Origin of the sequence: Micromonospora sp. LOL_021, from assembly GCF_048060215.1 — a bacterium.
Classification (GTDB): Bacteria; Actinomycetota; Actinomycetes; order Mycobacteriales; family Micromonosporaceae; genus Micromonospora_E.
In genome coordinates, this window is record NZ_JBHMIN010000052.1 from 1 (window position 1) to 25,461 (window position 25,461).

Below are 25,461 nucleotides of genomic sequence, written 5' to 3' on the forward strand. Positions count from 1 at the left end.
CCGCCGACAACAACGCCGCGCCTACGACTGGCCCGACTGACACCTATCGCAAACACCCTCTAAGGGAGCGCAATCCGGGCGGGCACGCAGGCTCCGAAGCGGAGCAAGGCCCGTGGATTGATCAGTGAGGAGATGGAGGAATTTGATGTCGTATCCAGATCCAGCAACCTTGTTCGCCAGCACTGAGCGTGAATACCTACGATACCGGCCGGCTCATCCGCCGGCGTTCATGAACCAGATCGCCGGTCTGAGCCCAGCGGGAACGGTCCTGGACCTGGGCTGTGGTCCTGGGAGCGTGGCCGTAGCCCTGGCCGAGCGAGGCCGAGACGTGATCGGACTGGACGCCAACCCGCAGATGCTTGACGCCGCGATGGAGGCTGCCGGGCAGCACATGAGACGAGGAAAGGTCCAGTGGCGGTTGGGTGACGCCCACGACCTGAGCAGTCTGCCCCGGGTGGCGGGAACGACCATCGGCGACGCGTTCCACTGGTTCGACCGCGCCACGGTCCTACGCGAACTGGACCGCCTGGTCGCGCCGGGCGGATTCGTCGCCGTGATCATGTCGTTCGCGGCCGGTACCCCGAAGCCGTGGTGGTACCCGCTGATCGACCGGGTGATCAGCAGGCATCTCGGTTCCCAGCGGCACGCCGGACCGGTCGAGATGTACCGGCCACCGGCCGGCGGCGGCCACGAGGCGGTGCTACGCGCCTCGGCGTTCGACCAGTTGACCGTGATCCGCACCGACCACCCCTGGTTCCTGACCCTCGATGAGGTCGTCGGCCACCAGTACACGCAGGCGTACTCATCGCCGGGACTACTCGGTGACCGGCTCGACGCATTCGACCGCGACCTGCGCACGGCGCTACACGCCGCCGAGCCCTCCGGCCGGTTCATTGCCACCACCCAGCCCGCTCTGATCATCGCCCGCCGCGAGGAGGACTCGTGAACATCACTGTCATCGGCTGCGGCCGGCTCGGCGCTCCGTACGCCGCCGGAATGGCCAGTCTCGGCCACGACGTCCTCGGATTGGACACCAACCCGGACACCGTTGCCGCATTGCGTGCAGGCAATGCGCCGTTCGCCGAACCTGGCCTGGCTGAGGCGATCACCGACGGCGCGGCCACCGGCGGTCTGACCTTCACCGACTCCTACCGGCAGGCAGCCGACCACGCCACCGTGCACTTTCTCGCCGTGCCTACCCCGCAATCCGTCGACGGGAACAACCACGACCTCACCGACGTGTACGCCGCCGCCACTCGCCTGGCCCGCGAACTGCGTCGCGACAGCCTGATCGTGGTCAAGTCCTCCGTTCCCGCCGGTACCTGCGCCGTGCTCGCCGAGCAGATGGCGGCATCAGCGGCCCCGGGTATCCGAATCGAGGTCGCGGCCTCCCCGGACTTCATGAGGGAAAGTTGTTCCATTCCCGACGTTCGCCGCCCGAGCCGCATCGTCCTGGGTGTGCGGGCCGGCGGCGACGCGGAGCGGATTCTGCGCGAGTTGTGGGCACCGTGCCTGGCCGTCGGGGTGCCGCTGGTCGTCACCGACCTTGTCACCGCAGAGTTGTGCAAGCTGGCCGCCAACGCGTTCCTGGCCACCCGCGTCTCGTTCATCAACGCCCTCTCCGAGTTCTGCCACGCTGTCCACGCCAACATCACCGACCTCGCTCAGGTCATCGGGCACGACCCCCGGATCGGTTCGGACTACCTCGCACCCGGCCTCGGGTTCGGTGGCTCCTGCCTGAGCAAGGACCTCCGTGGCTTCGTCGCGCTGGCCACTGACCTGGGCATCGGAGATTGGACGAACCTGCTCACTGTGGTCGACCACATCAACCAGGGCCGCCGCCGAGGCGCCGTCGACCTCGCAATCCAGGCGTTGAACGGCAAGCCCGCCGGGCAACCCGTCGCTACGTGGGGCGCATCCTTCAAGCCCGGCATCGACGACATTCGGGACTCGCCCGCCCTCGACGTCGCGACACGCCTACACCACGCAGGAGCCAACGTGCGGGTATACGACCCGCAGGCGATGGCCCACGCCCGCGCCGAACGCCCCGAACTGGAGTACGCCACCGACCCGGCTACCGCTGTCGAGGGTGCACGGGTGCTGCTGCACCTGACCGGCTGGCCGCAGTTCACCACGGTCGACCCCGCCGCGCTGCGCCCTGCCTCGGATGCCGTGCTCATCGACGCCCGGGGCGGACTCAACCACCACCAGTGGACCGCCGCCGGCTGGACCGTCCGCACCCTGTGACCCAGCCCACTCGACGCGAAGGCGGTGACCGCCAGGACCCGAAACCGCACCACCGCACAACATCAATAACCGCAAATCATATTAAGGACATCTGTTGAGGATCACCGTCATCGGCGCCGGGCACCTGGGCGCTACCCACGCCGCCGGCATGGCCGAGATCGGGCACGACGTCATCGGCGTCGACATCGACCCGATCAAGGTCGACACCCTGAACGAAGGGCGTGGCTGGTTCCACGAACCCGAACTCGACGAACTGCTGACCCGCAACCTGGCCATCGGACGCCTACGCTTCACCACCGACTTCAAACAGGCCGCGACCCACGGCGAGGTCCACTTCCTCGCCGTGGGCACCCCCTCCGGCCCGGACGGCACCTACGACCTGTCCCAGCTCACCGGCGCAGTCCACGAACTCGCACCGCATCTACACCAGCCATGCCTGATCGTCGGCAAGTCCACCGTCACACCCGGCACCGCCGCAAAGCTCGAAACCCTGGCCCGCAGCCTCGCCCCCGCCGCCGAGCAGATCGAAGTCGCCTGGAATCCGGAGTTCCTGCGCGAGGGCACCGCAGTGGCCGACACCCTCACCCCGGACCGCATCGTCGTCGGTGCCGACAGCGCCGCCGCCGAGCAAGTTCTCCGCGACCTGTACGCCCCGATCACCCGCTCCCACGGCTGCCCGCTACTCGTCACCGACCGCGTCACCGCTGAGATGGTCAAGGCCACCGCGAACGCCTATCTGGCCACCCGCATCTCGTTCATCAACGCCGTAGCCGAGATGAGCGCCGCTGTAGGTGCCAACATCAGCGACCTCGCCGACGCAATCGGCCACGACGCCCGCATCGGACATCAATACCTAACACCCGGACTCGGCTTCGGTGGCGGCTGCCTACCCAAGGACCTTCACGCCTTCACCCAACAGGCCACCGCCGCCGACATCACTCCGGCCGTGAACCTGCTCCGCAGCGTCGACACGATCAACCAACACGTGCGCCACCGTGCCATCGACCTAGCCCGCTCAGCCGTCGGAGGAACACTCACAGGACGTCGCATCGCCGTCTGGGGCGCCGCGTTCAAAGCGGGCATCGACGACGTACGCGACTCACCCGCCCTCGACGTCGCCACCCGCCTGCACTACCAAGGCGCGACCGTCACCGTATACGACCCCCAGGCCATGCCCCAGGCCCGGCAAGCAGCTCCGGACCTGGCCTATGCCCAGACCGCCGCTGACGCCGCTCAGGACGCCCACCTGGTCATTGTGGCCACCGGCTGGCCCGAGTTCGGCGCGCTCGACCCACAGACCATCGCCAACCGAGTCCGCACCCCGATCCTGCTCGACACCCGGGGAGTCATCGCCGCACCCCGCTGGATGGCCGCCGATTGGACCGTCCTCAGCCTCGGCTACCGGACATAGCCGCCAACCCCGGTGGGGCGGCACCTGCCGCCCCACCGGCTACCGGCGGTCTGAAACGAAAGCCGCGACAGACACCCCGTCGAGTCGCGCGTGTCCAAGCCCAACCCGTACCGGCTGCCGGCCGTTGTGCCGAAACCGCAGCAGTTCCGCCCTGTCGACGGCGGCCTCGCCCAGATGCAGATCCCGCCGCCTGCCGACCCAGTCCACCAGCCCCTGCCGGTCGCGGACCTCACCGGTGAAGTGCACCAGCGTGGCGTACCAGATGTCACGGTGATAGCTGTCCTCGAACCAGCCGTCGGACCCCAACTCCTCACCGAGCCGATCAGCGAACCCGTCAGCAGCGTCGTCAAGCGGAAACGCACACACCATCACCCCGGACGGCGTGAGCGTCACCCCGCGCAGCCTGAACCGGACTGGCCGACACTCCGCAGCCGCCCGGCCTAGTGCAGCCGCACACCGACCCGCCAGCGGATCACCCACAGGAACATCGCGGCGATGAGTCTCAATGGCTCGGACCGTGAAATGCACCGCCTCCGGGGCGCCGGTCGGCCAGTGACCCGGACCGACCAACCTCATCACCTCGGCGGTCACCGCAGCCAGCCTCGACACACTGTCCGTATCGGGAACGAACACCACCGACATCCCCCACCGGCCACCCTCAACCGGCGGCGTGTCCCGGTAGTGGGTCCCAGACAGGACCGCGTCACGACCCTGAACGAACAACCGGTCGAACGCCGCCGTGTAGGAGGCATCCGCCGCCGCCCTGTCCGAACCCCACGATCGCCTCGTCCTCGTCACCCGGCGCAGCCTACGCCGACACCAAGCCCATACCCAGACGAACTCCCGTGCACGTCCCTCGCCTGGCTAAAGCCAGCTAGAGCAGGTCGAGCGGGTCGACCTGGATGCGTACCGGCTGGCCGGCACGGCGGGCGGTGCGGGCGCCGGCTGCCACCCGCAGCTGCCGGGCCAGTTCGGCCGCCTGCGACCGGCGGACCCGGATCAGCATCCGTTCCTGGCCGTCGGCCGCCGGCACCGGACCGAGCAGTTCGGCGCTGTCCGGCATCCGCAACGCGGCCAGCAGTTCGGCCACCGCCTCGGCGGGGCCGGTCACGCTGGCCATCCGGGCCGCTGGCGGGAAACCCAGCTCCCGCCGGTCGGCCAACTCGCGGGCGGCGAACCAGCCGGGATCCCAGCGCAGCAGTGCCTGCACCGGGGCGAGCCCGCCGTCGGCGACCACCACCACCTGGCCGCCGTCGGCCGCCGGGCGGGCCAGCGCGGCGGCGGACAGCCAGCGGCGCAGCGCCTCCTCCGCCGCACGCAGGTCGGCCCGGGTCAGCAACGCCCAGGTGTCCAGCAGCAGTACGGCGCCGTAGCCGCCGACGGCCACCGGCTCGGCCCCCGGGGTGGCCACCACCACCGCCGGTTCGGCCGGCACCGAGGTGAGCACCTCGTCGCGGCCGGAGGTCCGCACCGTGGTGCCGGGGAACGCCCGGCCCAGCTCTTCGGCGGTACGCCGGGCACCGGTGACCGCCGCCCGTAGCCGCCGGCCGTGGCAGTGCGGGCAGGCGTATCCGGCGGCCGGCCGGCCGCACCAGCGGCACTGTGCGGTGGCGGTCGCCGCCGGCAGGGCCAGCGGGCCGGCGCAGTGCGGGCAGCGGGCCGGGGTCCGGCAGTCCGCGCAGGACACCGCCGGCAGGTAGCCGCGCCGGGGCACCTGCACCAGCACCGGCATCCCGGCCTGCAACGCCGTACGCGCGGTGGTGAAAGCCAGGCTGGGCAGCCGGGCGGTGGCGGCACCGGCGTCGCGGGCCAGCTGGGCATCGTCGCCGGCCGGGGTGACCCGTGGGGCACGTCGCCGGACGGTCGCCCGGGCAGCGATGATTTCCCGGGCCCAGCCGGTCTCGACCAGCTGCTGCGCCTCGCCGGAGCGGGCGAAGCCGCCGAGCAGCGCCGCGACCCCGCCCAGCTGTGCCCGGGTGAGCAGGACCTCACGGGCGTGCGGGTAGGGCGCGCGCGGTTCGGCGTGCACGTCGTCGCCGTCGTCCCAGATGGCGACCAGGCCCAGATCGGCGACCGGGGCGAACATCGCGGCCCGGGTGCCGACGACCACCTTGACCTGGCCGCGTCTCGCCGCGAGAAACGCCCGGTAGCGCCGGGCCGGGCCGAGCGCCGCAGTGAGCACCACGTGCCGGTCGGCGCCGAGGACCCGGCGCAGGGCCGCGTCGAGCCGGTCGACGTCGCGTCCGTCCGGTAGCACCGCGACCGCGCCCCGGCCGGCCCGTACGGTGGCGGCGATCGCCTCGGCGTACCGGGCCGGCCAGTCCTCGCCAGGCAGCGGCGCCCAGACGGCGCGGGCCGGCCGGCCGTCGGTGACGGCCCGCAAAAAAGCGGGTCCGGACGGGTACGCCGCCCATCCGTCGGCGTCGGTCGACACCGCGTCGGTCGGCACAGCGGTGGGTGGCTCGGTGTCAGTCGGCGCGGTGGCGGGACCGGGCTCGGGTTCGCTGGGCTCCTGCTCGACGCGGGCGTGTCTCGGCGGCACGGCCAGCCGCAGCACGTCGGCCAGGTGCCCGGCGTACCGGTCGGCGACGGTGCGGGCCAGAGCGGCGATCTCGGCGCTGAGTACCCGTTCCGGCGAGACCAGCTTGTCGAGGAAGGCGAGCTTGCCGTCGTGACCGGAGGCGGCCACCCGGTCCAGCACCCACCCGGCCACCAGTTGGCCGGCGAACCGGACCCGGACCCGGGTGCCCGGCTGCACGCCGTCGTCGAGCTCCGCCGGGACCAGGTAGTCGAACGGCCGGTCCAGGTGCGGCAGCGGCACGTCGACGCAGATACGCGCGACCGGCAGCCGGTCGGCCGGCTGCCGGTCGTGTCCCGCTCGGGTGCTCACCGGGCCATCCTGCCCGGCCGCCGGGGTGGCCGGCGACCCGCCACCCCCGGCGGTACGGTCAGCGGCGGTGGGTCAGGCTCCGGCGGCGGACTTCAGGTCAGCGGCCCGGTCGGTGCGTTCCCAGGCGAACTCCGGCAGCTCCCGACCGAAGTGGCCGTACGCGGCGGTCGGCCGGTAGATCGGCCGCAGCAGGTCCAGGTCCCGGATGATGGCGGCCGGCCGCAGGTCGAACACCTCGCCGATCGCCCGTTCGATCCGGTCCACCGGCACGTTCTCGGTGCCGAACGTCTCCACGAACAGGCTCACCGGGTGGGCCTTGCCGATCGCGTACGCGACCTGCGCCTCGCACCGCTCCGCCAGCCCTGCCGCCACCACGTTCTTGGCCACCCAGCGCATCGCGTACGCCGCTGAGCGGTCCACCTTCGACGGGTCCTTACCGGAGAACGCGCCGCCACCGTGCCGGGCGTACCCACCGTAGGTGTCCACGATGATCTTGCGGCCGGTCAGGCCGGCGTCGCCCATCGGTCCGCCGATCTCGAAGCGCCCGGTCGGGTTGACCAGCAGCCGGTAGCCCTCGGTGTCCAGACCGAGGCCTTCCAGCTCGGGGGCGATCACGTGCTCGCGGACGTCCGGGGTGAGCAGTGACTCCAGCGAGATGTCGGCGGCGTGCTGGCTGGAGACGACCACGGTGTCCAGCCGCACCGGCCGCAGCCCGTCGTACTCGACGGTGACCTGGGTCTTGCCGTCCGGCCGCAGGTACGGGATGGTGCCGTCCTTGCGGGTCGCCGACAGCCGCCTCGCCAGCCGGTGCGCCAACGCGATCGGCAGCGGCATCAGCTCCGGCGTCTCCGAGCAGGCGAACCCGAACATCATGCCCTGGTCGCCGGCGCCCTGGGCGTCGAGCGTGTCGTCGGCCGACTCGCCGACCCGGCGCTCGATGGCGGTGTCGACGCCCTGGGCGATGTCCGGCGACTGTGCGCCGATCGACACGCTCACCCCGCAGGACGCGCCGTCGAATCCTTTTTTGGAGGAGTCATAGCCGATCCCGAGGATCGTCTCGCGGACGATGGCCGGAATGTCCGCGTACGCCTGGGTGGTGACCTCCCCGGCGACGTGCACCTGGCCGGTGGTGATCAGGGTCTCGACCGCGACCCGGGACCGGGGGTCCTGGGCCAGCAACGCGTCGAGGATCCCGTCGCTGATCTGGTCGGCGATCTTGTCCGGGTGGCCCTCCGTGACAGACTCGGAGGTGAAGAGACGGCGTGCCACGGTACTCCTTGAATCAGAAAGCAATGGTTCCCGGCAGTCTAGTCATCCACGTTGGGGTCTGGCGCCGTGCCGACCAAGGAATCCGGCGGTGCGCCGACCGACGTAGCGGAGCTCACTGCGACAGTCGGGCCACTACCAGATCCCATATGTCGTCGGCGAGCTGCTCCTTGCCGCGTTCGTCGAGCACCGCGACCGGACCGTCGGCGTCGAGCACCGTGGCGGAGTTGGCGTCCGCGCCGAACACCCGGTCGACACCCACCTGGTTGGCGACGATCAGGTCCGCGTTCTTGCGCGCCAGCTTCGCCCGGGCGTTGGTCAGCAGGTCACCGGTCTCTGCGGCGAACGCGACGAGGAGCTGTCCGGGTCGCTTTGCCGCGCCGAGTTCGGCTGCGATGTCCGGGTTGATGACCAGTTCGATCACTGGCGGTCGCCCGCCGTCGTCTTTCTTGATCTTCGTGGGTACGTAGCTCGCCGGCCGGAAGTCGGCCGGCGCCGCCGCCATCACGACCACGTCGGCTTCGGCCGCCGCGGCGAGAGTGGCGACCCGCAGCTCCTCGGTGCTGCCCACCCGGATCAGCCGGGCACCGGCCGGATCGGGCAGCGACACGTTCGCGGCGATCACCGTCACCTGCGCGCCACGGGCGACGGCGGTACGGGCGAAGGCGTACCCCTGCTTGCCGGACGACCGGTTGCCGAGGAACCGCACCGGGTCGAGCGGTTCGCGGGTGCCGCCAGCGGTGACCACCACCCGCCGACCGGTGAGGTCGGCGCCGACGAGGCCGGCGGCTGCGCCGACGGACCGGGCCAGGACCCGGCGGGCGACGGCGAAGATCTCCCCGGGGTCGGGCAGTCGGCCCTTGCCGGAGTCGGAGCCGGTCAGCCGGCCGGTCGCCGGCTCGATGACCAGCACACCGCGGCGGCGCAGCAGCGCGACGTTGTCGGCGGTGGCCGGATGCTCCCACATCTCGGTGTGCATCGCCGGGGCGAGCAGCACCGGGCACCGGGCGGTCAGCAGAGTGTTGGTGAGCAGGTCGTCGGCGAGCCCGTGCGCGGCCCGGGCGATCAGGTCCGCTGTGGCCGGGGCGACCAGCACCAGGTCGGTTTGCCGACCGAGCCGCACGTGCGGCACGTCGTGGACGTCGCTGAAGACGTCGTCGGCGACCGGCTGTCCGGACAGCGCCGACCAGGTCGGCGCACCGACGAAGCGCAACGCGGCCGCAGTCGGCACCACCTTGACCTGGTGGCCCGACTCGGTCAGCAGCCGGAGCAGCTCACACGCCTTGTACGCGGCGATCCCGCCACCGACGCCGAGAACGACCCGGGGCGGGACGCGGACCGGCGTACCGGCGCTCAGGGCTGGTCGGTGGGCTCGGCGGTGAGCAGGTTGGAGTTGATCTCCCGCATGGCGATGGAGAGCGGCTTCTCCTGCGGGGTGGTCTCCACCAGCGGACCGACGTACTCCAGCAGGCCCTCACCGAGCTGGCTGTAGTACGCGTTGACCTGGCGGGCACGCTTGGCGGCGAAGATCACCAGGGCGTACTTCGACGAGGTCTTCTCCAGCAGCTCGTCGATGGGCGGGTTGGTGATGCCTTCCGGGCTGGCAATGGATCCCACGGGATGCAACCTCTGTGTCGTCGGGCTCTGTCGCTGGATGTCGTGAACCGGCGCTGTCAGACCGGGCCTTGCTGCCAGACCGGGCGGTCAGACCCGGCGGTGTGACTGGGCGTCGGTCAATAATGACGAACCGAGCAATCCTACCAGCTCGGTTGCGGCTCGCTGGACCTCGTCGTTGACCACCGTGACGTCGAACTCCCGCTCGGCGGCCAGCTCCTCGTCGGCGTGCTCCAGCCGGCGACGGATCGTCTCCTCGTCGTCGGTTCCCCGACCGACGAGACGCCGTTTCAGCTCCTCGACGCTGGGTGGCGCGAGGAAGACCAGCTGGGCCTCGGGCATCGCCGCCCGCACCTGCCGGGCACCCTGCAGGTCGATCTTCAGCAGCACCGGCTCGCCGGCGCGTAGTCGTTGCTCGACCGCCGAGCGCGGCGTGCCGTAGAGGTTGCCGGCGAACTCGGCCCACTCCAGCAGCTGCCCGGTGGCGGCCATCCGCTCGAACTCGGGTCGGTCAACGAAGTAGTAGTGGACGCCGTCGATCTCGTAGTCCCGCATCGGGCGGGTGGTCACCGAGACGGACAGCCAGATCCAGGGCGAGCGCGCCCGGATCAGCTCGATCACGCTGTCCTTGCCAACCCCGGAGGGGCCGGAGAGGACCGTGAGCCGAGCTGCCGGGCGCGCGTCGTCATGCATGGTCACTGCTTGTTTCTACACCCTCCCGCGAATCAGTTCGCGGCGAACTCCCCGAGCAGGGCCTTGCGCTGCTGGTCGCCGAGGCCACGGAGGCGACGGCTGTCGGCGATCTTGAGCTTCTCCATGATCTGGGTCGCCCGGATCTTACCGATGCCCGGCATCGCCTGCAGCACGGCGGAAACCTTCAGCTTGCCGACAACGTCGTCGGACTCCGCCCGGTCGAGCACGGCGGCGAGGGTGGTCTTGCCCTGCTTGAGTTGCTCCTTCAACTCAGCACGGGCCTTACGGATCTCCGCGGCCTTCTCCAGCGCGGCTGCGCGCTGTTCGGGGGTCAGTGACGGGAGCGGCACCAGTTCTCCTCAGGTCCCTATCGCGACGGGCGGATCGCACCGCCGCTCTGTGAAACGTGGTGTGGCTGGGAACCAAAGGGGCATGTGGTTCCCAGCGCGGGGAAAACTAGCGGTCAGCGACGTTTTCGGCAACGTGGCCACACCACGATCACGCGGGGGTGATCGATCGCTCACTCAGACCGGAACCCGAAGGGCGTCCCGACACTTAGCAAGCGTCTGTTCGGCTGCGGCCCGCAACGCCGACGGATCCGGGCCGGTGTTCAGTACCTCGCGGGAGTACGCCGGAAGGACTGCGGAAAGCGCTTGCCCGAACACTGTCCGCAGGTCCTCGGGCCGTCCACCTTGCGCGCCCAGCCCGGGGGCAAGCAATGGGCCATTGACATACGACAGTTCATGACCGGTGTCACCAACGGTCGCACCCACCACCAGACCGAAACTGCCAATCGGCTCCGCACCCACGTTGAGCTGCGAAATCTCATCGATCACCGTCTGAGCGACGGTGCGTCCATCGGACACTCGGGCGTGCTGCACGACCCGCCCCTCGGGATTCGAGGTCAGCGCGAGCACGAAGACGCCACCGCCGTGTCGGCCAGCGAGATCGAACATCGGAGCGAGCGCCCCGACGCCCAGATACGGGCTGGCAGTGACCGCGTCGACCGCCAACGGGCTCGCCGGATCGAGGTAGGCGGTGGCGTACGCGGCGGCTGTCGAACCGATGTCGCCGCGCTTCACGTCGAGCAGGACGAGGGCTCCAGCCTCGCGAAACTGTCGGATAGTTGACTCTAGGACAGCGATGCCGGCGGACCCGAAACGTTCGAAGAACGCCGATTGAGGCTTCACCACCGCGGCCACGTCGCCGAGCGCTTCGACCGCCGTCGCGGCGAACCGGGCCAACCCGCCGACGTCGTCCGGCAGCCCCCAGCGGGTCAACAGCTCCGGATGTGGGTCGACGCCCACGCACAGCGGGCCCCGGACGTTGACGGCCCGGTGCAGTCGCTGACCAAAGGTCTCCATTGGCTCTCCCTCCCTCGGTGGTACCGCCGGGCGGACCTCAGCGCGGTACCGCGACGGCCGCAGCCGCCATCGCGCGGGCGATCCGCGCGACGTCGTCGTCGTCCGCCGGATAGGGCGGCATGGTGTAGATCAGGTCCCGGAACGGCCGCAGCCACACCCCGGCGTCCACCGCCGCAGCGGTCGCCGCCGCCAGATCGACCGGCCGGTCCAGCTGGACCACCCCGATCGCGCCGAGCACCCGGACGTCGCGCACGCCGGGCAGCGTCGCGACCGGTGCCAGGCCGCCGCGCAGCCCGGCCTCGATCCGCCGTACGGCTACCTGCCAGGCCGGGACGGCCCCGGCGGCCGCCGGCTGGTCGGACCCGGCTGCGACCGGCCCGGCCCCAGCCGCCGGCGCGGCGGCGCGCAGCAGTCCGATCGAGGCGTTGGCGACCGCGCAGGCCAACGGATTGCCCATGAAGGTCGGCCCGTGGGCGAGGACCCCGCCGGCGGAGATTCCGGCGGCCACCTCCGGGGTGCACAGCGCAGCCGCCAGCGTGAGGTAGCCACCGGTCAACGCCTTGCCCAGGCAGAGCACGTCCGGTGTCACCCCGGCGTGCTCGGCGGCGAAGAACGCGCCGGTACGGCCGAACCCGGTGGCGATCTCGTCGAAGATCAGCAGTACGTCGTGCGCGGCGGTCGCCTCGCGCAGGGCACGGAGGTACGCCGGATGGTGAAACCGCATGCCGCCGGTGCCCTGCACCACCGGCTCGACGATCACCGCAGCGATCTCGTCCGCGTGCCGGGCCACCGCGTCGACCAGCTCGGCCAGGTACCGCTCGTCCGGCGCCGACGCGAAGTCGCCCGGCGGGGCGGACACGAACACCTGCGCCGGCAGCACCCCGCGCCACAGATGGTGCATCCCGCCCTCCGGATCGCAGACGCTCATCGGGTGGAAGGTGTCCCCGTGGTAGCCGCCGCGCCAGGTGGCCAGCTTGCGCCGGCCGGGCCGGCCCCGGCCCAGCTGGTACTGCAGGCCCATCTTGATCGCGACCTCGACGCTCACCGAGCCCGAGTCGCAGAGGAAGACGTGCTCCAGGCCGGGCGGGGTGATCTCCACCAGGGTCTGTGCGAGGCGGACCGCCGGCTCGTGGGTGAGCCCGCCGAACATCACATGCGCCATCCGACCCAGTTGGTCGGTGACGGCCGCGTCCAGCACCGGGTGCCGGTAGCCGTGCACGGCGGCCCACCACGACGACATCCCGTCGACCAGTTCCCGTCCGTCGGCCAGCCGCAGTCGGACCCCGGCGGCGCTGTCGACCAGAAAAGGTGCCATCGCCGGGGGTAACGCGGCGTACGGATGCCAGACATGCCGGCGGTCCAGCTCCCGCAGCTGCTCGGCGCGGTGGCCGTCGCCGGTCACCGGCGACTGCGCGCTCATCGGGATCCCGGGCCCGCCGGCCGATGCCCGCTCATCGGCCCCGGGCCTGTCGGGCGATCGCCCGGACCAGCCCCGGACCCCGGTAGATGAAGCCGGTGTAGAGCTGCACCAGGCTGGCACCGGCGTCGAACATCCGGGCCGCGTCGTCCGGGTCGAGGATGCCGCCGACCCCGATGACCGGTAGCGCGCCACCGGTCTCCCGATGGACGAAGGAGACCACCTCGCGGGCCCGGCCGGTCAACGGACGGCCGGACAGCCCGCCGGCCTGCTGCCCCTGACCGGTGTCGGCGGCGGCCAGGCCGGAGCGGGACAGGGTGGTGTTGGTGGCTATCACCCCGGCCGCGCCCCGGGCCAGACAGACCTCCAGCAGTTCGGCGATGGCCGGCTCGGACAGGTCCGGTGCGATCTTGACCAAGATCGGCCGCTCCCCCACCAGGGTGGCCAGCAGGGTGTCGAGGTACTCACGGTCCTGCAGCTGCCGCAGCCCCGGGGTGTTCGGCGAGGAGACATTGATCACGAAGTACTGGCCGTAGCCGCTGAGTGCCTTGTATGCCGACAGGTAGTCGTCGACCGCCTCCTCGATCGGCACCACCTTCGACTTGCCGAGCGAAATGCCCAACGGCATCGGGCGGTCGGCGTGCGCCGGATGCGACCGGCCGAACCCGGCCCGCTCGTCCAGCCGGCCGAGCACCGCGAGCCGGTCGGCGAGCGCCTCGGCGCCAGCGTTGTTGAACCCCATCCGGTTGATCACCGCCTCGCTGGTCGGCAACCGGAACAGCCGGGGTCGGGGATTGCCCGGCTGGGGACGCGCGGTGACCGTGCCGACCTCGACGAAGCCGAAGCCCAGCGCCGGCCACGCGGGCAGCGCCAGGCCGTCCTTGTCCATCCCGGCGGCCAGCCCGACCGGGTTGGGGAAGTCGACCCCGAAGACGGTACGCGGCGCGGCGACCGCGTACCGGGTGCGCAACGCGGCCAGCGCCACCCGGCTGCGGGACAGGGCGGCCAGCCGGTGCAGCGTCCATTCGTGGGCGGTCTCGGCGTCGCCGCCGCCGAGCCGGAACAACGCCGACCGGGCGAGCCGGTACCCGCCGGAGCTTGTCACCGGGCGGCCTGCCGGCCGGCTGTCTCCGGGCGCAGCGCCGCGTGCAGCTGCTGCAGCGGCCGGACCGCCATGTCCCCGTTGATCAGCGCCTCGATGCCCATCACGGCGGCGGCGACCCCGGGCACGGTGGTCACGCACGGGGTGTCCGCGTTGACCGCCGCGCTACGGATCTCGTACCCGTCGGAGCGGGCACTGGCCCCGGAGCCCTGCGGCGTGTTGATCACCAGGGCGATCTCGCCGGAGGCGATCAACGTCACCGCGTCCGGTTGCCCGTCGCCCGACTCCTCCCAGTGTTTGCGGGTCAGTTCGCAGGCGATTCCGTGCCGGCGCAGTACCTCGGCGGTGCCGGCGGTGGCGACGATGTCGAACCCGAGATCGGCCAGCCGCTTCACCGGGAAGATCATCGCGCGTTTGTCCCGGTTGGCGACTGAAACGAAGATCTTTCCGCTGGTCGGCAGGGAACCGTACGCGGCTGCCTGCGACTTGGCGAAGGCGTTGCCGTACGCCGGGTCGATGCCCATCACCTCACCGGTGGACTTCATCTCCGGGCCGAGCAGCGAGTCGACGCCGTGCCCGGCGCGGGTGCGGAAGCGCTTGAACGGCAGCACCGCCTCCTTGACCGCGATCGGCGCGTCCGGCGGCAACGTGCCGCCGTCCCCGGTGGCCGGCAACATGCCTTCGGCGCGCAACCGCGCGACGGTGGCGCCGAGCATGATCCGGGCCGCCGCCTTGGCCAGCGGCACCGCGGTGGCCTTGGAGACGAACGGCACGGTACGCGAGGCGCGCGGATTGGCCTCGAGCACGTACAGCACGTCGTCCTTGAGCGCGTACTGCACGTTGAGCAGCCCGCGCACCCCGACGCCGCGGGCGATCTGCTCGGTGTAGTGCCGGATGGTGGCCAGGTGCGGGGCGGCCAGGGTGATCGGCGGCAACGCGCAGGACGAGTCGCCGGAGTGGATGCCGGCCTCCTCGATGTGCTCCATCACCCCACCGAGGTAGACCTCGCCGGTGGCGTCGCACAGCGCGTCCACGTCGATCTCGATGGCGTCGTCGAGGAACCGGTCGACCAGCACCGGGTGCTCCGGGGAGATGTCGGTGGCCCGGCCGATGTAGTCGCGCAGCGTCGCGTCGTCGTAGACGATCTCCATGCCGCGCCCGCCGAGCACGTACGACGGGCGGACCAGCACCGGGTAGCCGATCTCGTCGGCGATCGCCTTGGCCTGCTCGAACGACGCGGCGGTGCCGTGCGCCGGGGCGCGCAACCCGGCGCGGGCCAGCACCTGGCCGAACGCGCCACGCTCCTCGGCCAGGTGGATCGACTCCGGTGGGGTGCCGACGATCGGCACCCCGGCGGCGGCGAGGCGCTGCGCCAGCCCGAGCGGGGTCTGCCCGCCGAGCTGGACGATCACCCCGACCACGCCGGGGCCGCCGGCGGCCCGGCCGGCGGCGTTCTCGGCCTGCCACACCTCCAGCACGTCCTCGAAGGTGAGCGGTTCGAAGTACAGCCGGTCGGCGGTGTCGTAGTCGGTGGAGACCGTCTCCGGGTTGCAGTTGACCATGACGGTCTCGTACTCGGCGAGCGCCATCACCGCGTGCACGCAGGAGTAGTCGAACTCGATGCCCTGGCCGATCCGGTTCGGCCCGGAGCCGAGGATGAGCACCTTCGGTCGGTCCGACGGTGCGACCTCGGTCTCCGCGTCGTAGCTGGAGTAGTGGTACGGCGTACGGGCGGCGAACTCGGCGGCACAGGTGTCGACGGTCTTGTAGACCGGGTGCAGACCGAGCCGGTGCCGCAACGCCCGTACCCCGTCCTCGCCGGCCAGCTCCGGACGCAGCGCGGCCACCTGCCGGTCGGACAGCCCGGCCCGCTTGGCCCGGCGCAGCAGCGCGCCGTCGAGCACCGGCGCGGCCTCGATCTCGCCGCGCAGCTCGACCAGGCCGGCGATCTCCTCCAGGAACCAGGGGTCGATGCCGCCGGAGGCCTCGGCGACCTGGGCGACGGTGGCGCCCAGCCGCAGTGCCCGTTCGACGGTGTAGAGCCGGCCGTCGTGCGGGGTGGCCAGCTCGGCCAGGGTGGACTCGACGGTGGCCCCGGCCGGATCCGGCACGGTCCAGAACCCGGCGGCCCTGGTCTCCATCGACCGCATCGCCTTGTTCAGCGCCTCGGTGAAGTTGCGGCCCAGGCTCATCGCCTCGCCGACCGACTTCATCGTGGTGGTCAGCTCCGGATCGGCACCGGGGAACTTCTCGAACGCGAACCGGGGGATCTTGACCACGACGTAGTCGAGGACCGGCTCGAACGCCGCCGGGGTCTGCTTGGTGATGTCGTTGGGGATCTCGTCGAGGGTGTAGCCGATCGCCAGCTTGGCGGCGATCTTGGCGATCGGGAAGCCGGTCGCCTTGGACGCCAGCGCCGACGACCGGGACACCCGGGGGTTCATCTCGATGACGACCAGCCGGCCGGTGGTCGGGTGCACCGCGAACTGGATGTTGCAGCCGCCGGTGTCGACGCCGACCTCGCGCAGCACCGCGATGCCCATGTCGCGCATCTGCTGGTACTCCCGGTCGGTGAGGGTCATCGCCGGGGCGACGGTGACGCTGTCGCCGGTGTGCACCCCCATCGGGTCGATGTTCTCGATGGAGCAGACCACGACCACGTTGTCGTTGCGGTCGCGCATCAGCTCCAGCTCGTACTCCTTCCAGCCGAGCACGCTCTCCTCGATGAGCACCTCGTGCACCGGGGAGGCGGCCAGCCCGGCGCCGGCGATGCGCTCCAGGTCGTCCTGGGTGTGCGCCATGCCCGAACCGAGCCCGCCCATGGTGAACGACGGCCGGATCACCACCGGCAGCCCGAGCTCGGCGACGGTGTCGTGCACCTCGGCCATGCTGTGGCAGACCCGGCTGCGGGGGGTCTCGCCGCCGGCGGCGGCGACGATGTCCTTGAACAGCTGCCGGTCCTCGCCGCGGCGGATCGCGTCGACGTCGGCCCCGATCAGCTCCACGCCGTACTTGTCCAGCACGCCGGCGGAGTGCAGGGCGACGGCGGTGTTCAACGCGGTCTGCCCGCCGAGGGTGGGCAGCAGCGCGTCGGGACGCTCCCGGGCGATGACCAGCTCGACGAACTCGGGCGTGATCGGCTCGACGTAGGTGGCGTCGGCGAACTCGGGGTCGGTCATGATGGTCGCCGGGTTGGAGTTGACCAGCGACACGCGCAGCCCTTCGGCGCGCAGCACCCGGCACGCCTGGGTGCCGGAGTAGTCGAACTCGCAGGCCTGGCCGATGATGATCGGTCCGGAGCCAATCACCATGACATGCTGCAGATCTGTCCGCTTAGGCATGTTTTCCCTCGATCAGCTCGACGAACCGGTCGAACAGGTAGTCCGCGTCGTGCGGGCCGGCCGCCGCTTCCGGGTGGTACTGGACGGTGAACGCCGGCACCTCGCGGGCCCGCAGCCCCTCGACCACGTCGTCGTTGAGGCACACGTGGCTCACCTCGACGCCGCCGAAGTCGGTGTCGATCACGGTGTTCAGCGGGGCGTCCACGGCGAACCCGTGGTTGTGGCTGGTCACCTCGACCTTGCCGGTGGTGCGGTCGAGCACCGGCTGGTTGATGCCGCGGTGGCCGTAGCCGAGCTTGTACGTGCCAAAGCCGAGCGCCCGGCCGAGGATCTGCGAGCCGAAGCAGATGCCGAACAGCGGCGTACGCCGGGCCATCACCTGCCGGGCCAGCTCGACCGCGTGGTGCGCGGTGGCCGGGTCGCCCGGCCCGGGTGAGAAGAACACCGCGTCCGGCCCGGTGGCCAGGATCTCGTCCAGCGTCGAGGTGGCCGGCAGCACGTGGGTGGTCACCCCGCGCTGGGCCAGCCGGCGCGGCACGTTGCGTTTGATGCCCAGGTCCAGCGCGGCGACGGTGTAGCGGTGCTCGCCCTCGGCGGTGACCGTGTACGGCTGAGCGGTGGTCACCTCGGCGGACAGGTCCGCGCCGACCATCTGCGGCGCCTGCCGGACCCGGTCCAGCAGCTCCTGCGGGTCGTCGGTCAGCGTGGAGACGCCGACCCGCATCACCCCCCGGTCACGCAGGTGGCGGGTGAGCGCCCGGGTGTCCACCCCGCAGATGCCGACCACGCCCTCGGTGGCGAGCCGGTCCTCGAGGTCACCGGTGGACCGCCAGTTCGACGGGCGGCGGGCCGGATCCCGGACCACGTACCCGGCCACCCGGATCCGGTCCGACTCGTCGTCGTCGACGTTGACCCCGGTGTTGCCGATGTGCGGCGCGGTCTGCACCACCACCTGCCGGTGGTAGGACGGGTCGGTCAGCGTCTCCTGATAGCCGGTCATCGCGGTGGTGAACACCGCCTCGCCGAAGGTCTCCCCGACCGCGCCGTAGCTCTCGCCGGGGAAGACCCGGCCGTCCTCGAGCACCAGCAGCGCCGGAACCCGCCGACGAGGTGCTGCGGTGGTGGTGTCGTTCATCGCACGGCCTTTCCGTCGAGCACGGTCGCGTCGCCGCGTAGGAAGGTGGCGACCACCTGGCCGGGCAGCACCATCCGCGCGTACGGGGTGTTGCGGCTGCGACTGGCCGACTCGGCCGGGTCGACGGTGCGGCTGGCGGCCGGGTCGATCAGGGTGAGGTTCGCCGGAACGCCCGGCGCGGGGTCGTGCCCGTGCCCGGTCAGCCCGGCGATCCGGGCCGGGGCCCGGGACATCCGCTCGGCGATCAGCTCCCAGTCTGGTACACCGTCGGCGTCGTGCAACGCGGTCGTGAGCAGCACCACGGACAGGGCGGTCTCCAACCCGAGCATGCCGGGCCGGGCGTACGCCCATTCGCACTCCTTGTCCTCCACGGCGTGCGGGGCGTGGTCGGTGGCGACGATGTCGATGACGCCCTCGGCGAGCGCGGCGCGCAGCGCGGCGACGTCCTCGCCGGTGCGCAGCGGCGGGTTGACCTTGAAGACCGGGTCGTAGCTGACCGGCGCCTCATGGGTGAGCAGCAGGTGGTGCGGGGTGACCTCGGCGGTGATTCGGACCCCACGGGCCTTGGCCTGCCGGACGATCTCCACGCTGCCGGCGGTGGACAGGTGGCAGACGTGCAGTCGGCTGCCGACGTGTTCGGCGAGCAGCGCGTCGCGGGCGATGATCGCCTCCTCGGCGACGGCCGGCCAGCCGGTCAGGCCGAGCCGGGTGGAGACCTCGCCCTCGTGCATCTGGGCGCCCTCGGTCAGCCGGGGCTCCTCGGCGTGCTGGGCGACGACGCCGTCGAACGCCTTGACGTACTCCAGGGCGCGGCGCATCAGCCGGGGGTCGGCGACGCAGTGCCCGTCGTCGGAGAAGATCCGCACCGCGGCGGCGGAGTCGGCCATCGCGCCGAGCTCGGCGAGGTGTTCGCCGGCCAGGCCGACGGTGACCGCGCCGATCGGCTGCACGTCGACCAGCCCGCCCTGACGACCGAGCCGCCAGACCTGCTCGACGACGCCGGCCGTGTCGGCCACCGGGGAGGTGTTCGCCATCGCGCAGACGGCGGTGTAGCCGCCGAGCGCGGCGGCCCGCGACCCGGTCTCCACCGTCTCGGCGTCCTCCCGGCCGGGTTCACGCAGGTGGGTGTGCAGATCGACCAGACCGGGCAGGGCGATCAGGCCGTCGGCGTCGAGCACCTGCGCACCCGGCGTGGTCAGCCCGGAGCCGGCGTCGGCGACCACGCCGTCGCGCAGCAGCAGGTCGACGGGGTCCCGGCCGAGGACACGGACGCCCTTGATCAGGTACGCGCTCACAGCGAGGTCCTTTCGTCGTGTGCCTGGCGGTGGTGCCGGTGCGAATGTGGGTGACCGATGCGCCGCATCAGCCGCGGCCGCCGAGCAGCAGGTAGAGCACGGCCATCCGGACGCTTACCCCGTTGGCGACCTGTTCCACGATCGTGGAGCGGGGCGAGTCGGCGACCTCGGCGGAGATCTCCATCCCCCGGTTCATCGGTCCGGGGTGCATCACGATGGCGTGCTCGGGCAGCCGGAGCAGCCGGGCCCCGTCCAGGCCGTACCGGCGGGCGTACTCACGGGCGGACGGGAAGTAGGAGTCGGCCATCCGCTCGTGCTGCACCCGCAGCATCATCACCACGTCGGCGGTGGGCAGCACGGTGTCGAGGTCGTAGCCGACCCCGACGCCGGGGGCGAGCGCGGTGGCGATGTCGACCGGGATCAGCGGCGGCGGTCCGACCAGGGTCACCTTGGCACCGAGGGTGGCCAGCAGCAGGACGTTGGACCGGGCGACCCGGCTGTGCAGCACGTCGCCGACGATCACCACGTGCAGGCCGGCGAGCCGACCCAGCCGGGCCCGCATGGTGTACGCGTCGAGCAGTGCCTGGGTGGGATGCTCGTGGGTGCCGTCGCCGGCGTTGACCACCGACCCGTCCACCCAGTTGGCCAGCCGGTGCGGGGCACCGGAGGCGGGGTGGCGGATCACCACCGCGTCGGCCCCCATCGCCTGCAGGGTGAGCGCGGTGTCCTTGAGGCTCTCGCCCTTGGAGACGCTGGATCCCTTGGCCGAAAAGTTGATCACGTCGGCGGAGAGCCGTTTGGCGGCGGCCTCGAACGAGATCCGGGTCCGGGTGGAGTCCTCGTAGAACAGGTTCACCACGGTCCGTCCCCGCAGGGTGGGCAGCTTCTTCACCTCGCGGCCGGCCAGCGAGGCGAGTTCGACCGCGGTGTCCAGGATCCGGGTGGCGTCCGCCGCGTCCAGATCGGCGCCGGACAGCAGGTGCCTGATCATCGTTGGTCCCTCCCCCGCTGCGGGCCGTCCGCCGTCCGGGCCGCGCCGGGGGAACCGAACAGCCGTACCTCATCGGTGTCGTCGGTCTCGGCGAGCAGCACCTTGACGTTCTCAGTGAGCGCGGTGGGGATGTTCTTGCCGACGTAGTCGGCGCGGATCGGCAGCTCCCGGTGGCCCCGGTCGACCAGCACCGCCAACTGCACCGAGCTTGGCCGGCCGAGGTCGCTGATCGCGTCCAACGCCGCCCGTACGGTCCGACCCGAGTAGAGGACATCGTCGACCAGGATGACCCGTTGGCCGTCGATGCCACCGGCGGGCAGCTCGGTGGGCCCGACCGCGCGGGTCGCCTTCAACCGGAGATCGTCCCGGTAGAGGGTGATGTCGAGCACACCGACCGGGACGGCGACCCCTTCGAAGGTGCGGATCCGGTCGGCGAGACGGCGGGCGAGCGGCACGCCCCGGGTGGGAATTCCGAGCAGTACGGTGCGTTGTGCCCCGTTGGTCTTTTCCAGCACCTGATGGGCGATCCGGTCGACGACGCGTTGAATGTCGGCGCTGGTCAGGATGCTCTTAACAGACGGTGGCATCGTCGCCGATGATTGGGTGGCCGACGGGTAGGCCACAGCGGACCCCCTTCCCCGCCTCACGGGACGGGTCGTTAAAGGACGTCATGGGCACCGCCGGCCAGCACCCGGCTGGTCAGCGGTCACGCCGAACGTTACCAGCGTCCTGTTGCCGAGCCGATATCGGGCGCTGAGTGTCGCATCAGTAAGACGAAATTTGGGGCAAGTCGTCACGATCTTGTTCACTGGTAGCTATTCACCACTTGACCGCGCTTGCGAACCGCCGTACCGTCACGCTCCGTAGCGATCGCTGGGGAAAGCCCCGGGCAAAGCACTGGGAGAGTCCGTATGCCCTCTGAGTACGCCAAGTCGTTGGGCGCCCGCCTGCGCTCCATCCGTCAGCAGCAGGGGCTGTCCCTGCAGGGGGTGGAGGAGAAGTCGAACGGGCGTTGGAAGGCTGTCGTCGTCGGTTCCTACGAGCGTGGGGACCGGGCAGTCACCGTCTCCCGCCTCGCCGAACTGGCCGACTTCTACCGGGTACCCGTGTCGGAACTGCTGCCGGACGGCAGTGGGGTGCGTCACGAGCCCACCAGCAAGATCGTCCTGGACCTGGAGCGGCTGTACGACGAGGTCGGCGAGGACCTCGCCTACGTCGCCCGGTACGCCCGGGCGATCCAGCAGCAGCGCGGTGACTACAACGGTCGGGTGCTGTCCATCCGCGCCGACGACCTGCGGGCCCTGGCGATCGTGTACGACTCGTCGCCGTCCGGCCTCATCGAGCGGCTGAACGAGCACGGCGTACTGGTCGCCGACCCGCGGGCGTTCTTCGCCTCCTGACGGCTGCGCACCCAACCGCCGACGGGGCCAGATCCAGCTGGATCTGGCCCCGTCGGCGGTGCCGCGTGGCACCGGCGTTCGCGCTCGGCCCCGGCGGTCGTGGCGCGGTGCCCGCCGGGGCGGCTGGAGCCGCTAGTGCGGGGTGTACTCGGCGATCCGGTCCAGCAGACCGTTGAGGAACCGCGGCGAATCGTCGGTGGACATCTGCCGGGCCAGCTCGACCGCCTCGGTGATGGCCACCGGATCGTCGATCTCGTCGACGTAGAGCAGCTCGTAGACGGCGATCCGGGCCAGGTTGCGGTCGACCACCGGCATCCGGTCCAGCGTCCATCCCTCGGCGTAGCTGCCGATCAGCTCGTCGATCCGGTCCCGGTGCGTCGCCACCCCTTCGACCAGGCCGACCGCGTAGTCGAGATGCTCCGGACGCGGGGACAACCGGGCCAGGTACCCCACCAGCACCTGGGTCGGCGGCAGACTGCGCATGTCCGCCTCGTAGAGCACGTCCAGGGCCCGTTTGCGCGCCTTGCGGCGCGCCGGCATCGAAGTCTTCGGCCCCTCGGCCATCAGGCTCGGCCGAGGTAGCGGCCGTCGCGGGTGTCGACCTTGATCTTCTCGCCGGTGGTGACGAACAACGGCACCTGAACGGTGGCCCCCGTCTCCATCGTGGCCGGCTTGTTGCCGCCGGTCGACCGGTCACCCTGCAGGCCCGGCTCGGTGTAGGTGACCTCGAGGACCACGCTGGTCGGCAGCTCGACGTACAGCGGCACACCCTCGTGGGTCGCCACGATCGCCTCGGCCTCGGGCAGCAGGTAGTTCGCTGCCTCGCCGACGGTGCCGCCGGGCACCATGATCTGGTCGAAGGTCTCCAGATCCATGAAGACGTAGTCCTCGCCGTCGGCGTACAGGTACTGCATGGTCCGCTTGTCGACGGTCGCGGTGTCGACCTTGGTGCCCGCGTTGAAGGTCTTGTCGACCACCTTGCCGGAGAGCACGTTCTTCAGGGTGGTGCGCACGAAAGCGCCGCCCTTGCCGGGCTTGACGTGCTGGAACTCCACGACGGCCCACAGCTCGCCGTCGAGGTTGAGAACCAGCCCGTTCTTCAGGTCGTTGGTGGTCGCCATTTCCTGCCTTGATCATCAATGTGCGGACGGATCTGCCCAGTCTATCGGGCCGGACCCGGCTCAGCCGGACGGCCCACGACCCCCGCCCGTCCCGGCTCAGCGGGGACGGGCCGCGGCCAACCGGGCGATGTGCAGCAGCGCCAACCGGTAGCCGTCCACCCCGAGCCCGCAGATCACCCCGGTGGCGACCGCCGACACCACCGAGTGGTGCCGGAACTGCTCGCGGGCGTGGATGTTGGAGATGTGCACCTCGACCAGCGGTCCGCGCAGCAGTGCGCAGGCGTCCCGGATCGCGTACGAGTAGTGTGACCAGGCACCCGGATTGAGCACCACGGCGGCCTCGCCGTCAGCGGCCTCGTGCAGCCAGCCGAGCATCTCGTGCTCGGCGTCGGTCTGGCGCACCTCGACGTCGAGCCCGGCGTCCCGGCCCACCTGCTCACACATCGCCACCAGGTCGGCGTAGCTGGTCAGCCCGTACACGTCGACCTGACGGCTGCCCAGCCGGCCCAGGTTCGGGCCGTTCAGCACGTAGGTCCGCATGCCGCGCCACCTCCCGTCACGCCGCCACCCGCCGGTACGCCTCGGCGAGCAACGTGTCGGCCGGGCCGTCGAGGATTCCTGGCCGGGCCAGCGCGTCGAGCACCACCAGCCGCAGCCGGCTGCCCCGGGCCTTCTTGTCCACCCGCATCGTGGCCAGCAGCTGCGGCCACGCGTCAGCCCGGTAGGTGGTGGGCAGCCCCAGGGCGGCGAGCACCGACGCGTGCCGGTCGGCCACCGCCGCGTCGAGCCGGCCGGCCAGCCGGGCCAGGGTCGCCGCGTAGACCAGGCCGACCGACACCGCGTGCCCGTGACGCCAGCGGTAGCCTTCCACCTTCTCGATCGCGTGGGCCAGCGTGTGCCCGTAGTTGAGCACCTCACGCAGCCCCGACTCGCGCAGGTCGTCACCCACCACGTCGGCCTTGACCCGCACGGCGCGCTCGATCAGCTCCCGCACCTGCGGCCCGGTCGGGTCGGTGGCCGCCGCCGGATCGGTCTCGATCAGCTCCAGGATCGCCGGATCGGCGATGAACCCGCACTTGACCACCTCGGCCAGCCCGGCGGCCAGGTCCACCGGCGCAAGGCTGGTCAGCAGATCCAGGTCGGCCAGCACCCCGGCTGGCGGGTGGAACGCGCCCACCAGGTTCTTGCCGGCCGCCGTGTTGATCCCGGTCTTGCCGCCCACCGCCGCGTCGACCATGCCGAGCAGACTGGTCGCCACCGGCACCCAGCGGACCCCGCGCAGCCAGCAGGCGGCCACGAAACCCGCCAGGTCGGTCACCGCGCCGCCGCCGACCCCGACCACCGCGTCGGTACGGGTGAAACCGGCCGCGCCGAGCTGCGCCCACGCCTGCCCGGCGACCTCGATCGACTTGCCGGCCTCGGCGTCCGGCACCTCGACCAGCAGCGGCTTGACCCCGGCCGCGGCACAACCGGCCGCGATCCGGTCGGCCTGGCCCTGCAGCGGGGGTGCGTGCAGCACCGCGACCCGGTCCGCGCCGGGCAGCAGGTCGGGCAGTTGGTCGAGCAGTCCCCGACCGACCAGCACGTCGTACGGTCGGTCGCCGGGCACCGGGATACAGGTCGTCGAGTCCATCGGCGCCGAGCCTAGTACCCGGGCCGGTCGGCCGGCGCGCGCAGCAGGGTGGCGATCTCCTCGGCGACCTGTTCCGGGGTACGGCCGTCGGTCGCCACCCGGTGCGTGGCGACCTGCTCGTAGAGCGGGCGACGCTGCTCCAGCAGGTGCCGCAGCGTGGCCCGCGGGTTGATCGCCAGCAGCGGCCGGCCGGCGTCGAGGCCGACCCGGCGGACCGCGTCGGCCAACTCGACGCCGAGGTGGACCACGGTGTGCCCGGCGAGCGCGGCGCGGGTCTCCCCGGCCAGCACCGCACCGCCACCGAGCGCGAGCACGCCGTCGAAGCCGCTCAGTGCCGCCCGTACCGCCGCCCGCTCCAAGGCTCGGAAGTGCTCCTCGCCGTCGTCGACGAAGATCTCCGGGATCGGCTTGCCGGCCGCCGCCACGATGTCGGTGTCGGTGTCGCGGAACTCGCAGCCGAGCAGCCCGGCCAGCGCGGTTCCGGTGCTCGTCTTGCCCGCGCCGGGTGCGCCGACCAGCACGCAGACCGGGGCCATCAGCG

General features: G+C 71.4%; 24 protein-coding genes. 4 read left to right on the top strand and 20 right to left on the bottom strand.

The annotated features are described in order from the left end of the window. Positions 1 to 145 precede the first annotated feature (145 nt). The 3 genes from ACFHWT_RS25690 to ACFHWT_RS25700 all read left to right on the top strand — a co-directional run bounded on the left by ACFHWT_RS25690 (position 146) and on the right by ACFHWT_RS25700 (position 3,658). The gene (locus tag ACFHWT_RS25690; RefSeq protein WP_416590020.1) at positions 146 to 946 is read left to right on the top strand and encodes a class I SAM-dependent methyltransferase; all 801 of its coding nucleotides are present in this window, start codon (positions 146 to 148) and stop codon (positions 944 to 946) included. Further along, positions 943 to 2,247 carry a UDP-glucose dehydrogenase family protein gene (locus tag ACFHWT_RS25695; RefSeq protein WP_416590022.1) on the top strand — a complete coding sequence of 435 codons (1,305 nt, stop codon included), beginning with the start codon at positions 943 to 945 and terminating at the stop codon, positions 2,245 to 2,247. The genes ACFHWT_RS25690 and ACFHWT_RS25695 overlap by 4 nt, the downstream gene beginning before the upstream one ends. 94 nt (positions 2,248 to 2,341) lie before the next feature. Continuing rightward, positions 2,342 to 3,658 (top strand): UDP-glucose dehydrogenase family protein, encoded by a 1,317-nt coding sequence (locus tag ACFHWT_RS25700; protein WP_416590024.1) that lies wholly within the window; start codon positions 2,342 to 2,344, stop codon positions 3,656 to 3,658. 39 nt (positions 3,659 to 3,697) lie between these two features. On the opposite strand, the gene ACFHWT_RS25705 is transcribed toward ACFHWT_RS25700, so the two are convergent. The 15 genes from ACFHWT_RS25705 to pyrR all read right to left on the bottom strand — a co-directional run bounded on the left by ACFHWT_RS25705 (position 3,698) and on the right by pyrR (position 21,389). Then, positions 3,698 to 4,051: a hypothetical protein gene (locus tag ACFHWT_RS25705; RefSeq protein WP_416590026.1), complete on the bottom strand. Its 354-nt coding sequence runs from the start codon at positions 4,049 to 4,051 to the stop codon at positions 3,698 to 3,700. Between the two features lie 481 nt (positions 4,052 to 4,532). Then, positions 4,533 to 6,491, bottom strand: coding sequence for a primosomal protein N' (locus ACFHWT_RS25710; RefSeq protein WP_416590090.1), 1,959 nt, complete (start codon positions 6,489 to 6,491; stop codon positions 4,533 to 4,535). Between the two features lie 129 nt (positions 6,492 to 6,620). After that, positions 6,621 to 7,817: a methionine adenosyltransferase gene (metK, locus tag ACFHWT_RS25715; RefSeq protein ID WP_416597274.1), complete on the bottom strand. Its 1,197-nt coding sequence runs from the start codon at positions 7,815 to 7,817 to the stop codon at positions 6,621 to 6,623. 112 nt (positions 7,818 to 7,929) lie between these two features. Next, the gene (gene coaBC, locus ACFHWT_RS25720; protein WP_416597303.1) at positions 7,930 to 9,171 is read right to left on the bottom strand and encodes a bifunctional phosphopantothenoylcysteine decarboxylase/phosphopantothenate--cysteine ligase CoaBC; all 1,242 of its coding nucleotides are present in this window, start codon (positions 9,169 to 9,171) and stop codon (positions 7,930 to 7,932) included. Next, the gene (gene rpoZ, locus ACFHWT_RS25725; protein ID WP_123601182.1) at positions 9,168 to 9,431 is read right to left on the bottom strand and encodes a DNA-directed RNA polymerase subunit omega; all 264 of its coding nucleotides are present in this window, start codon (positions 9,429 to 9,431) and stop codon (positions 9,168 to 9,170) included. The genes coaBC and rpoZ overlap by 4 nt, the downstream gene beginning before the upstream one ends. An 87-nt stretch (positions 9,432 to 9,518) precedes the next feature. After that, complete coding sequence (gmk, locus tag ACFHWT_RS25730; protein ID WP_416597275.1) at positions 9,519 to 10,121, bottom strand: guanylate kinase; 603 nt, start codon at positions 10,119 to 10,121, stop codon at positions 9,519 to 9,521. Positions 10,122 to 10,153: 32 nt separating this feature from the next. Then, entirely contained in the window at positions 10,154 to 10,471 is a 318-nt protein-coding gene (mihF, locus tag ACFHWT_RS25735) for an integration host factor, actinobacterial type (protein ID WP_123601181.1), read from the bottom strand. 174 nt (positions 10,472 to 10,645) lie between these two features. Beyond that, the gene (pyrF, locus tag ACFHWT_RS25740; RefSeq protein ID WP_416597276.1) at positions 10,646 to 11,485 is read right to left on the bottom strand and encodes an orotidine-5'-phosphate decarboxylase; all 840 of its coding nucleotides are present in this window, start codon (positions 11,483 to 11,485) and stop codon (positions 10,646 to 10,648) included. 37 nt (positions 11,486 to 11,522) lie between these two features. Next, entirely contained in the window at positions 11,523 to 12,905 is a 1,383-nt protein-coding gene (gene bioA / locus ACFHWT_RS25745) for an adenosylmethionine--8-amino-7-oxononanoate transaminase (RefSeq protein WP_416597277.1), read from the bottom strand. A gap of 31 nt (positions 12,906 to 12,936) precedes the next feature. Further along, entirely contained in the window at positions 12,937 to 14,007 is a 1,071-nt protein-coding gene (locus ACFHWT_RS25750) for a quinone-dependent dihydroorotate dehydrogenase (protein ID WP_416597278.1), read from the bottom strand. Next, positions 14,004 to 17,345 carry a carbamoyl-phosphate synthase large subunit gene (gene carB / locus ACFHWT_RS25755; RefSeq protein ID WP_416597279.1) on the bottom strand — a complete coding sequence of 1,114 codons (3,342 nt, stop codon included), beginning with the start codon at positions 17,343 to 17,345 and terminating at the stop codon, positions 14,004 to 14,006. Before carB ends, ACFHWT_RS25750 begins: the two co-directional genes overlap by 4 nt. Further along, entirely contained in the window at positions 17,338 to 18,480 is a 1,143-nt protein-coding gene (gene carA / locus ACFHWT_RS25760; protein WP_416597280.1) for a glutamine-hydrolyzing carbamoyl-phosphate synthase small subunit, read from the bottom strand. Before carA ends, carB begins: the two co-directional genes overlap by 8 nt. Beyond that, positions 18,477 to 19,775 (bottom strand): dihydroorotase, encoded by a 1,299-nt coding sequence (locus ACFHWT_RS25765; RefSeq protein WP_416597281.1) that lies wholly within the window; start codon positions 19,773 to 19,775, stop codon positions 18,477 to 18,479. The genes carA and ACFHWT_RS25765 overlap by 4 nt, the downstream gene beginning before the upstream one ends. Positions 19,776 to 19,842: 67 nt before the next feature. Continuing rightward, complete coding sequence (locus ACFHWT_RS25770; protein ID WP_416597282.1) at positions 19,843 to 20,766, bottom strand: aspartate carbamoyltransferase catalytic subunit; 924 nt, start codon at positions 20,764 to 20,766, stop codon at positions 19,843 to 19,845. Further along, positions 20,763 to 21,389, bottom strand: a complete 627-nt coding sequence (gene pyrR / locus ACFHWT_RS25775; protein WP_416597283.1) for a bifunctional pyr operon transcriptional regulator/uracil phosphoribosyltransferase PyrR — start codon at positions 21,387 to 21,389, stop codon at positions 20,763 to 20,765. The genes ACFHWT_RS25770 and pyrR overlap by 4 nt, the downstream gene beginning before the upstream one ends. 288 nt (positions 21,390 to 21,677) lie before the next feature. On the opposite strand from pyrR, the gene ACFHWT_RS25780 reads away from it, so the two are divergent. Continuing rightward, positions 21,678 to 22,166 (top strand): transcriptional regulator, encoded by a 489-nt coding sequence (locus ACFHWT_RS25780; protein WP_123601171.1) that lies wholly within the window; start codon positions 21,678 to 21,680, stop codon positions 22,164 to 22,166. Positions 22,167 to 22,298: 132 nt separating this feature from the next. Here the strand turns inward: ACFHWT_RS25780 and nusB are convergent, their stop codons facing one another. The 5 genes from nusB to ACFHWT_RS25805 all read right to left on the bottom strand — a co-directional run bounded on the left by nusB (position 22,299) and on the right by ACFHWT_RS25805 (position 25,456). Further along, a complete protein-coding gene (gene nusB / locus ACFHWT_RS25785) occupies positions 22,299 to 22,706 on the bottom strand; it encodes a transcription antitermination factor NusB (protein ID WP_281554543.1) in 408 nt (135 codons plus the stop codon). 23 nt (positions 22,707 to 22,729) lie between these two features. Next, complete coding sequence (gene efp, locus ACFHWT_RS25790; protein ID WP_123601169.1) at positions 22,730 to 23,287, bottom strand: elongation factor P; 558 nt, start codon at positions 23,285 to 23,287, stop codon at positions 22,730 to 22,732. Between the two features lie 96 nt (positions 23,288 to 23,383). Beyond that, positions 23,384 to 23,827, bottom strand: coding sequence for a type II 3-dehydroquinate dehydratase (gene aroQ, locus ACFHWT_RS25795; RefSeq protein WP_416597284.1), 444 nt, complete (start codon positions 23,825 to 23,827; stop codon positions 23,384 to 23,386). 16 nt (positions 23,828 to 23,843) lie between these two features. After that, positions 23,844 to 24,920, bottom strand: a complete 1,077-nt coding sequence (gene aroB, locus ACFHWT_RS25800) for a 3-dehydroquinate synthase (RefSeq protein ID WP_416597285.1) — start codon at positions 24,918 to 24,920, stop codon at positions 23,844 to 23,846. An 11-nt stretch (positions 24,921 to 24,931) separates the two neighbouring features. After that, positions 24,932 to 25,456 (bottom strand): shikimate kinase, encoded by a 525-nt coding sequence (locus tag ACFHWT_RS25805; protein ID WP_416597286.1) that lies wholly within the window; start codon positions 25,454 to 25,456, stop codon positions 24,932 to 24,934. Between the last annotated feature and the right edge of the window lie 5 nt (positions 25,457 to 25,461).

Bases quoted from the DNA above. Each gene is read 5' to 3' on its own strand.
- ACFHWT_RS25690 (WP_416590020.1), top strand. From the start codon at position 146: ATGTCGTATCCAGATCCAGCAACCTTGTTCGCCAGCACTGAGCGTGAA.
- gmk (WP_416597275.1), bottom strand. From the start codon at position 10,121: ATGCATGACGACGCGCGCCCGGCAGCTCGGCTCACGGTCCTCTCCGGC.
- pyrF (WP_416597276.1), bottom strand. From the start codon at position 11,485: ATGGAGACCTTTGGTCAGCGACTGCACCGGGCCGTCAACGTCCGGGGC.
- bioA (WP_416597277.1), bottom strand. From the start codon at position 12,905: ATGAGCGCGCAGTCGCCGGTGACCGGCGACGGCCACCGCGCCGAGCAG.
- carB (WP_416597279.1), bottom strand. From the start codon at position 17,345: ATGCCTAAGCGGACAGATCTGCAGCATGTCATGGTGATTGGCTCCGGA.
- carA (WP_416597280.1), bottom strand. From the start codon at position 18,480: ATGAACGACACCACCACCGCAGCACCTCGTCGGCGGGTTCCGGCGCTG.
- ACFHWT_RS25770 (WP_416597282.1), bottom strand. From the start codon at position 20,766: ATGATCAGGCACCTGCTGTCCGGCGCCGATCTGGACGCGGCGGACGCC.
- ACFHWT_RS25780 (WP_123601171.1), top strand. From the start codon at position 21,678: ATGCCCTCTGAGTACGCCAAGTCGTTGGGCGCCCGCCTGCGCTCCATC.
- nusB (WP_281554543.1), bottom strand. From the start codon at position 22,706: ATGCCGGCGCGCCGCAAGGCGCGCAAACGGGCCCTGGACGTGCTCTAC.
- efp (WP_123601169.1), bottom strand. From the start codon at position 23,287: ATGGCGACCACCAACGACCTGAAGAACGGGCTGGTTCTCAACCTCGAC.
- aroQ (WP_416597284.1), bottom strand. From the start codon at position 23,827: ATGCGGACCTACGTGCTGAACGGCCCGAACCTGGGCCGGCTGGGCAGC.
- aroB (WP_416597285.1), bottom strand. From the start codon at position 24,920: ATGGACTCGACGACCTGTATCCCGGTGCCCGGCGACCGACCGTACGAC.
- ACFHWT_RS25805 (WP_416597286.1), bottom strand. From the start codon at position 25,456: ATGGCCCCGGTCTGCGTGCTGGTCGGCGCACCCGGCGCGGGCAAGACG.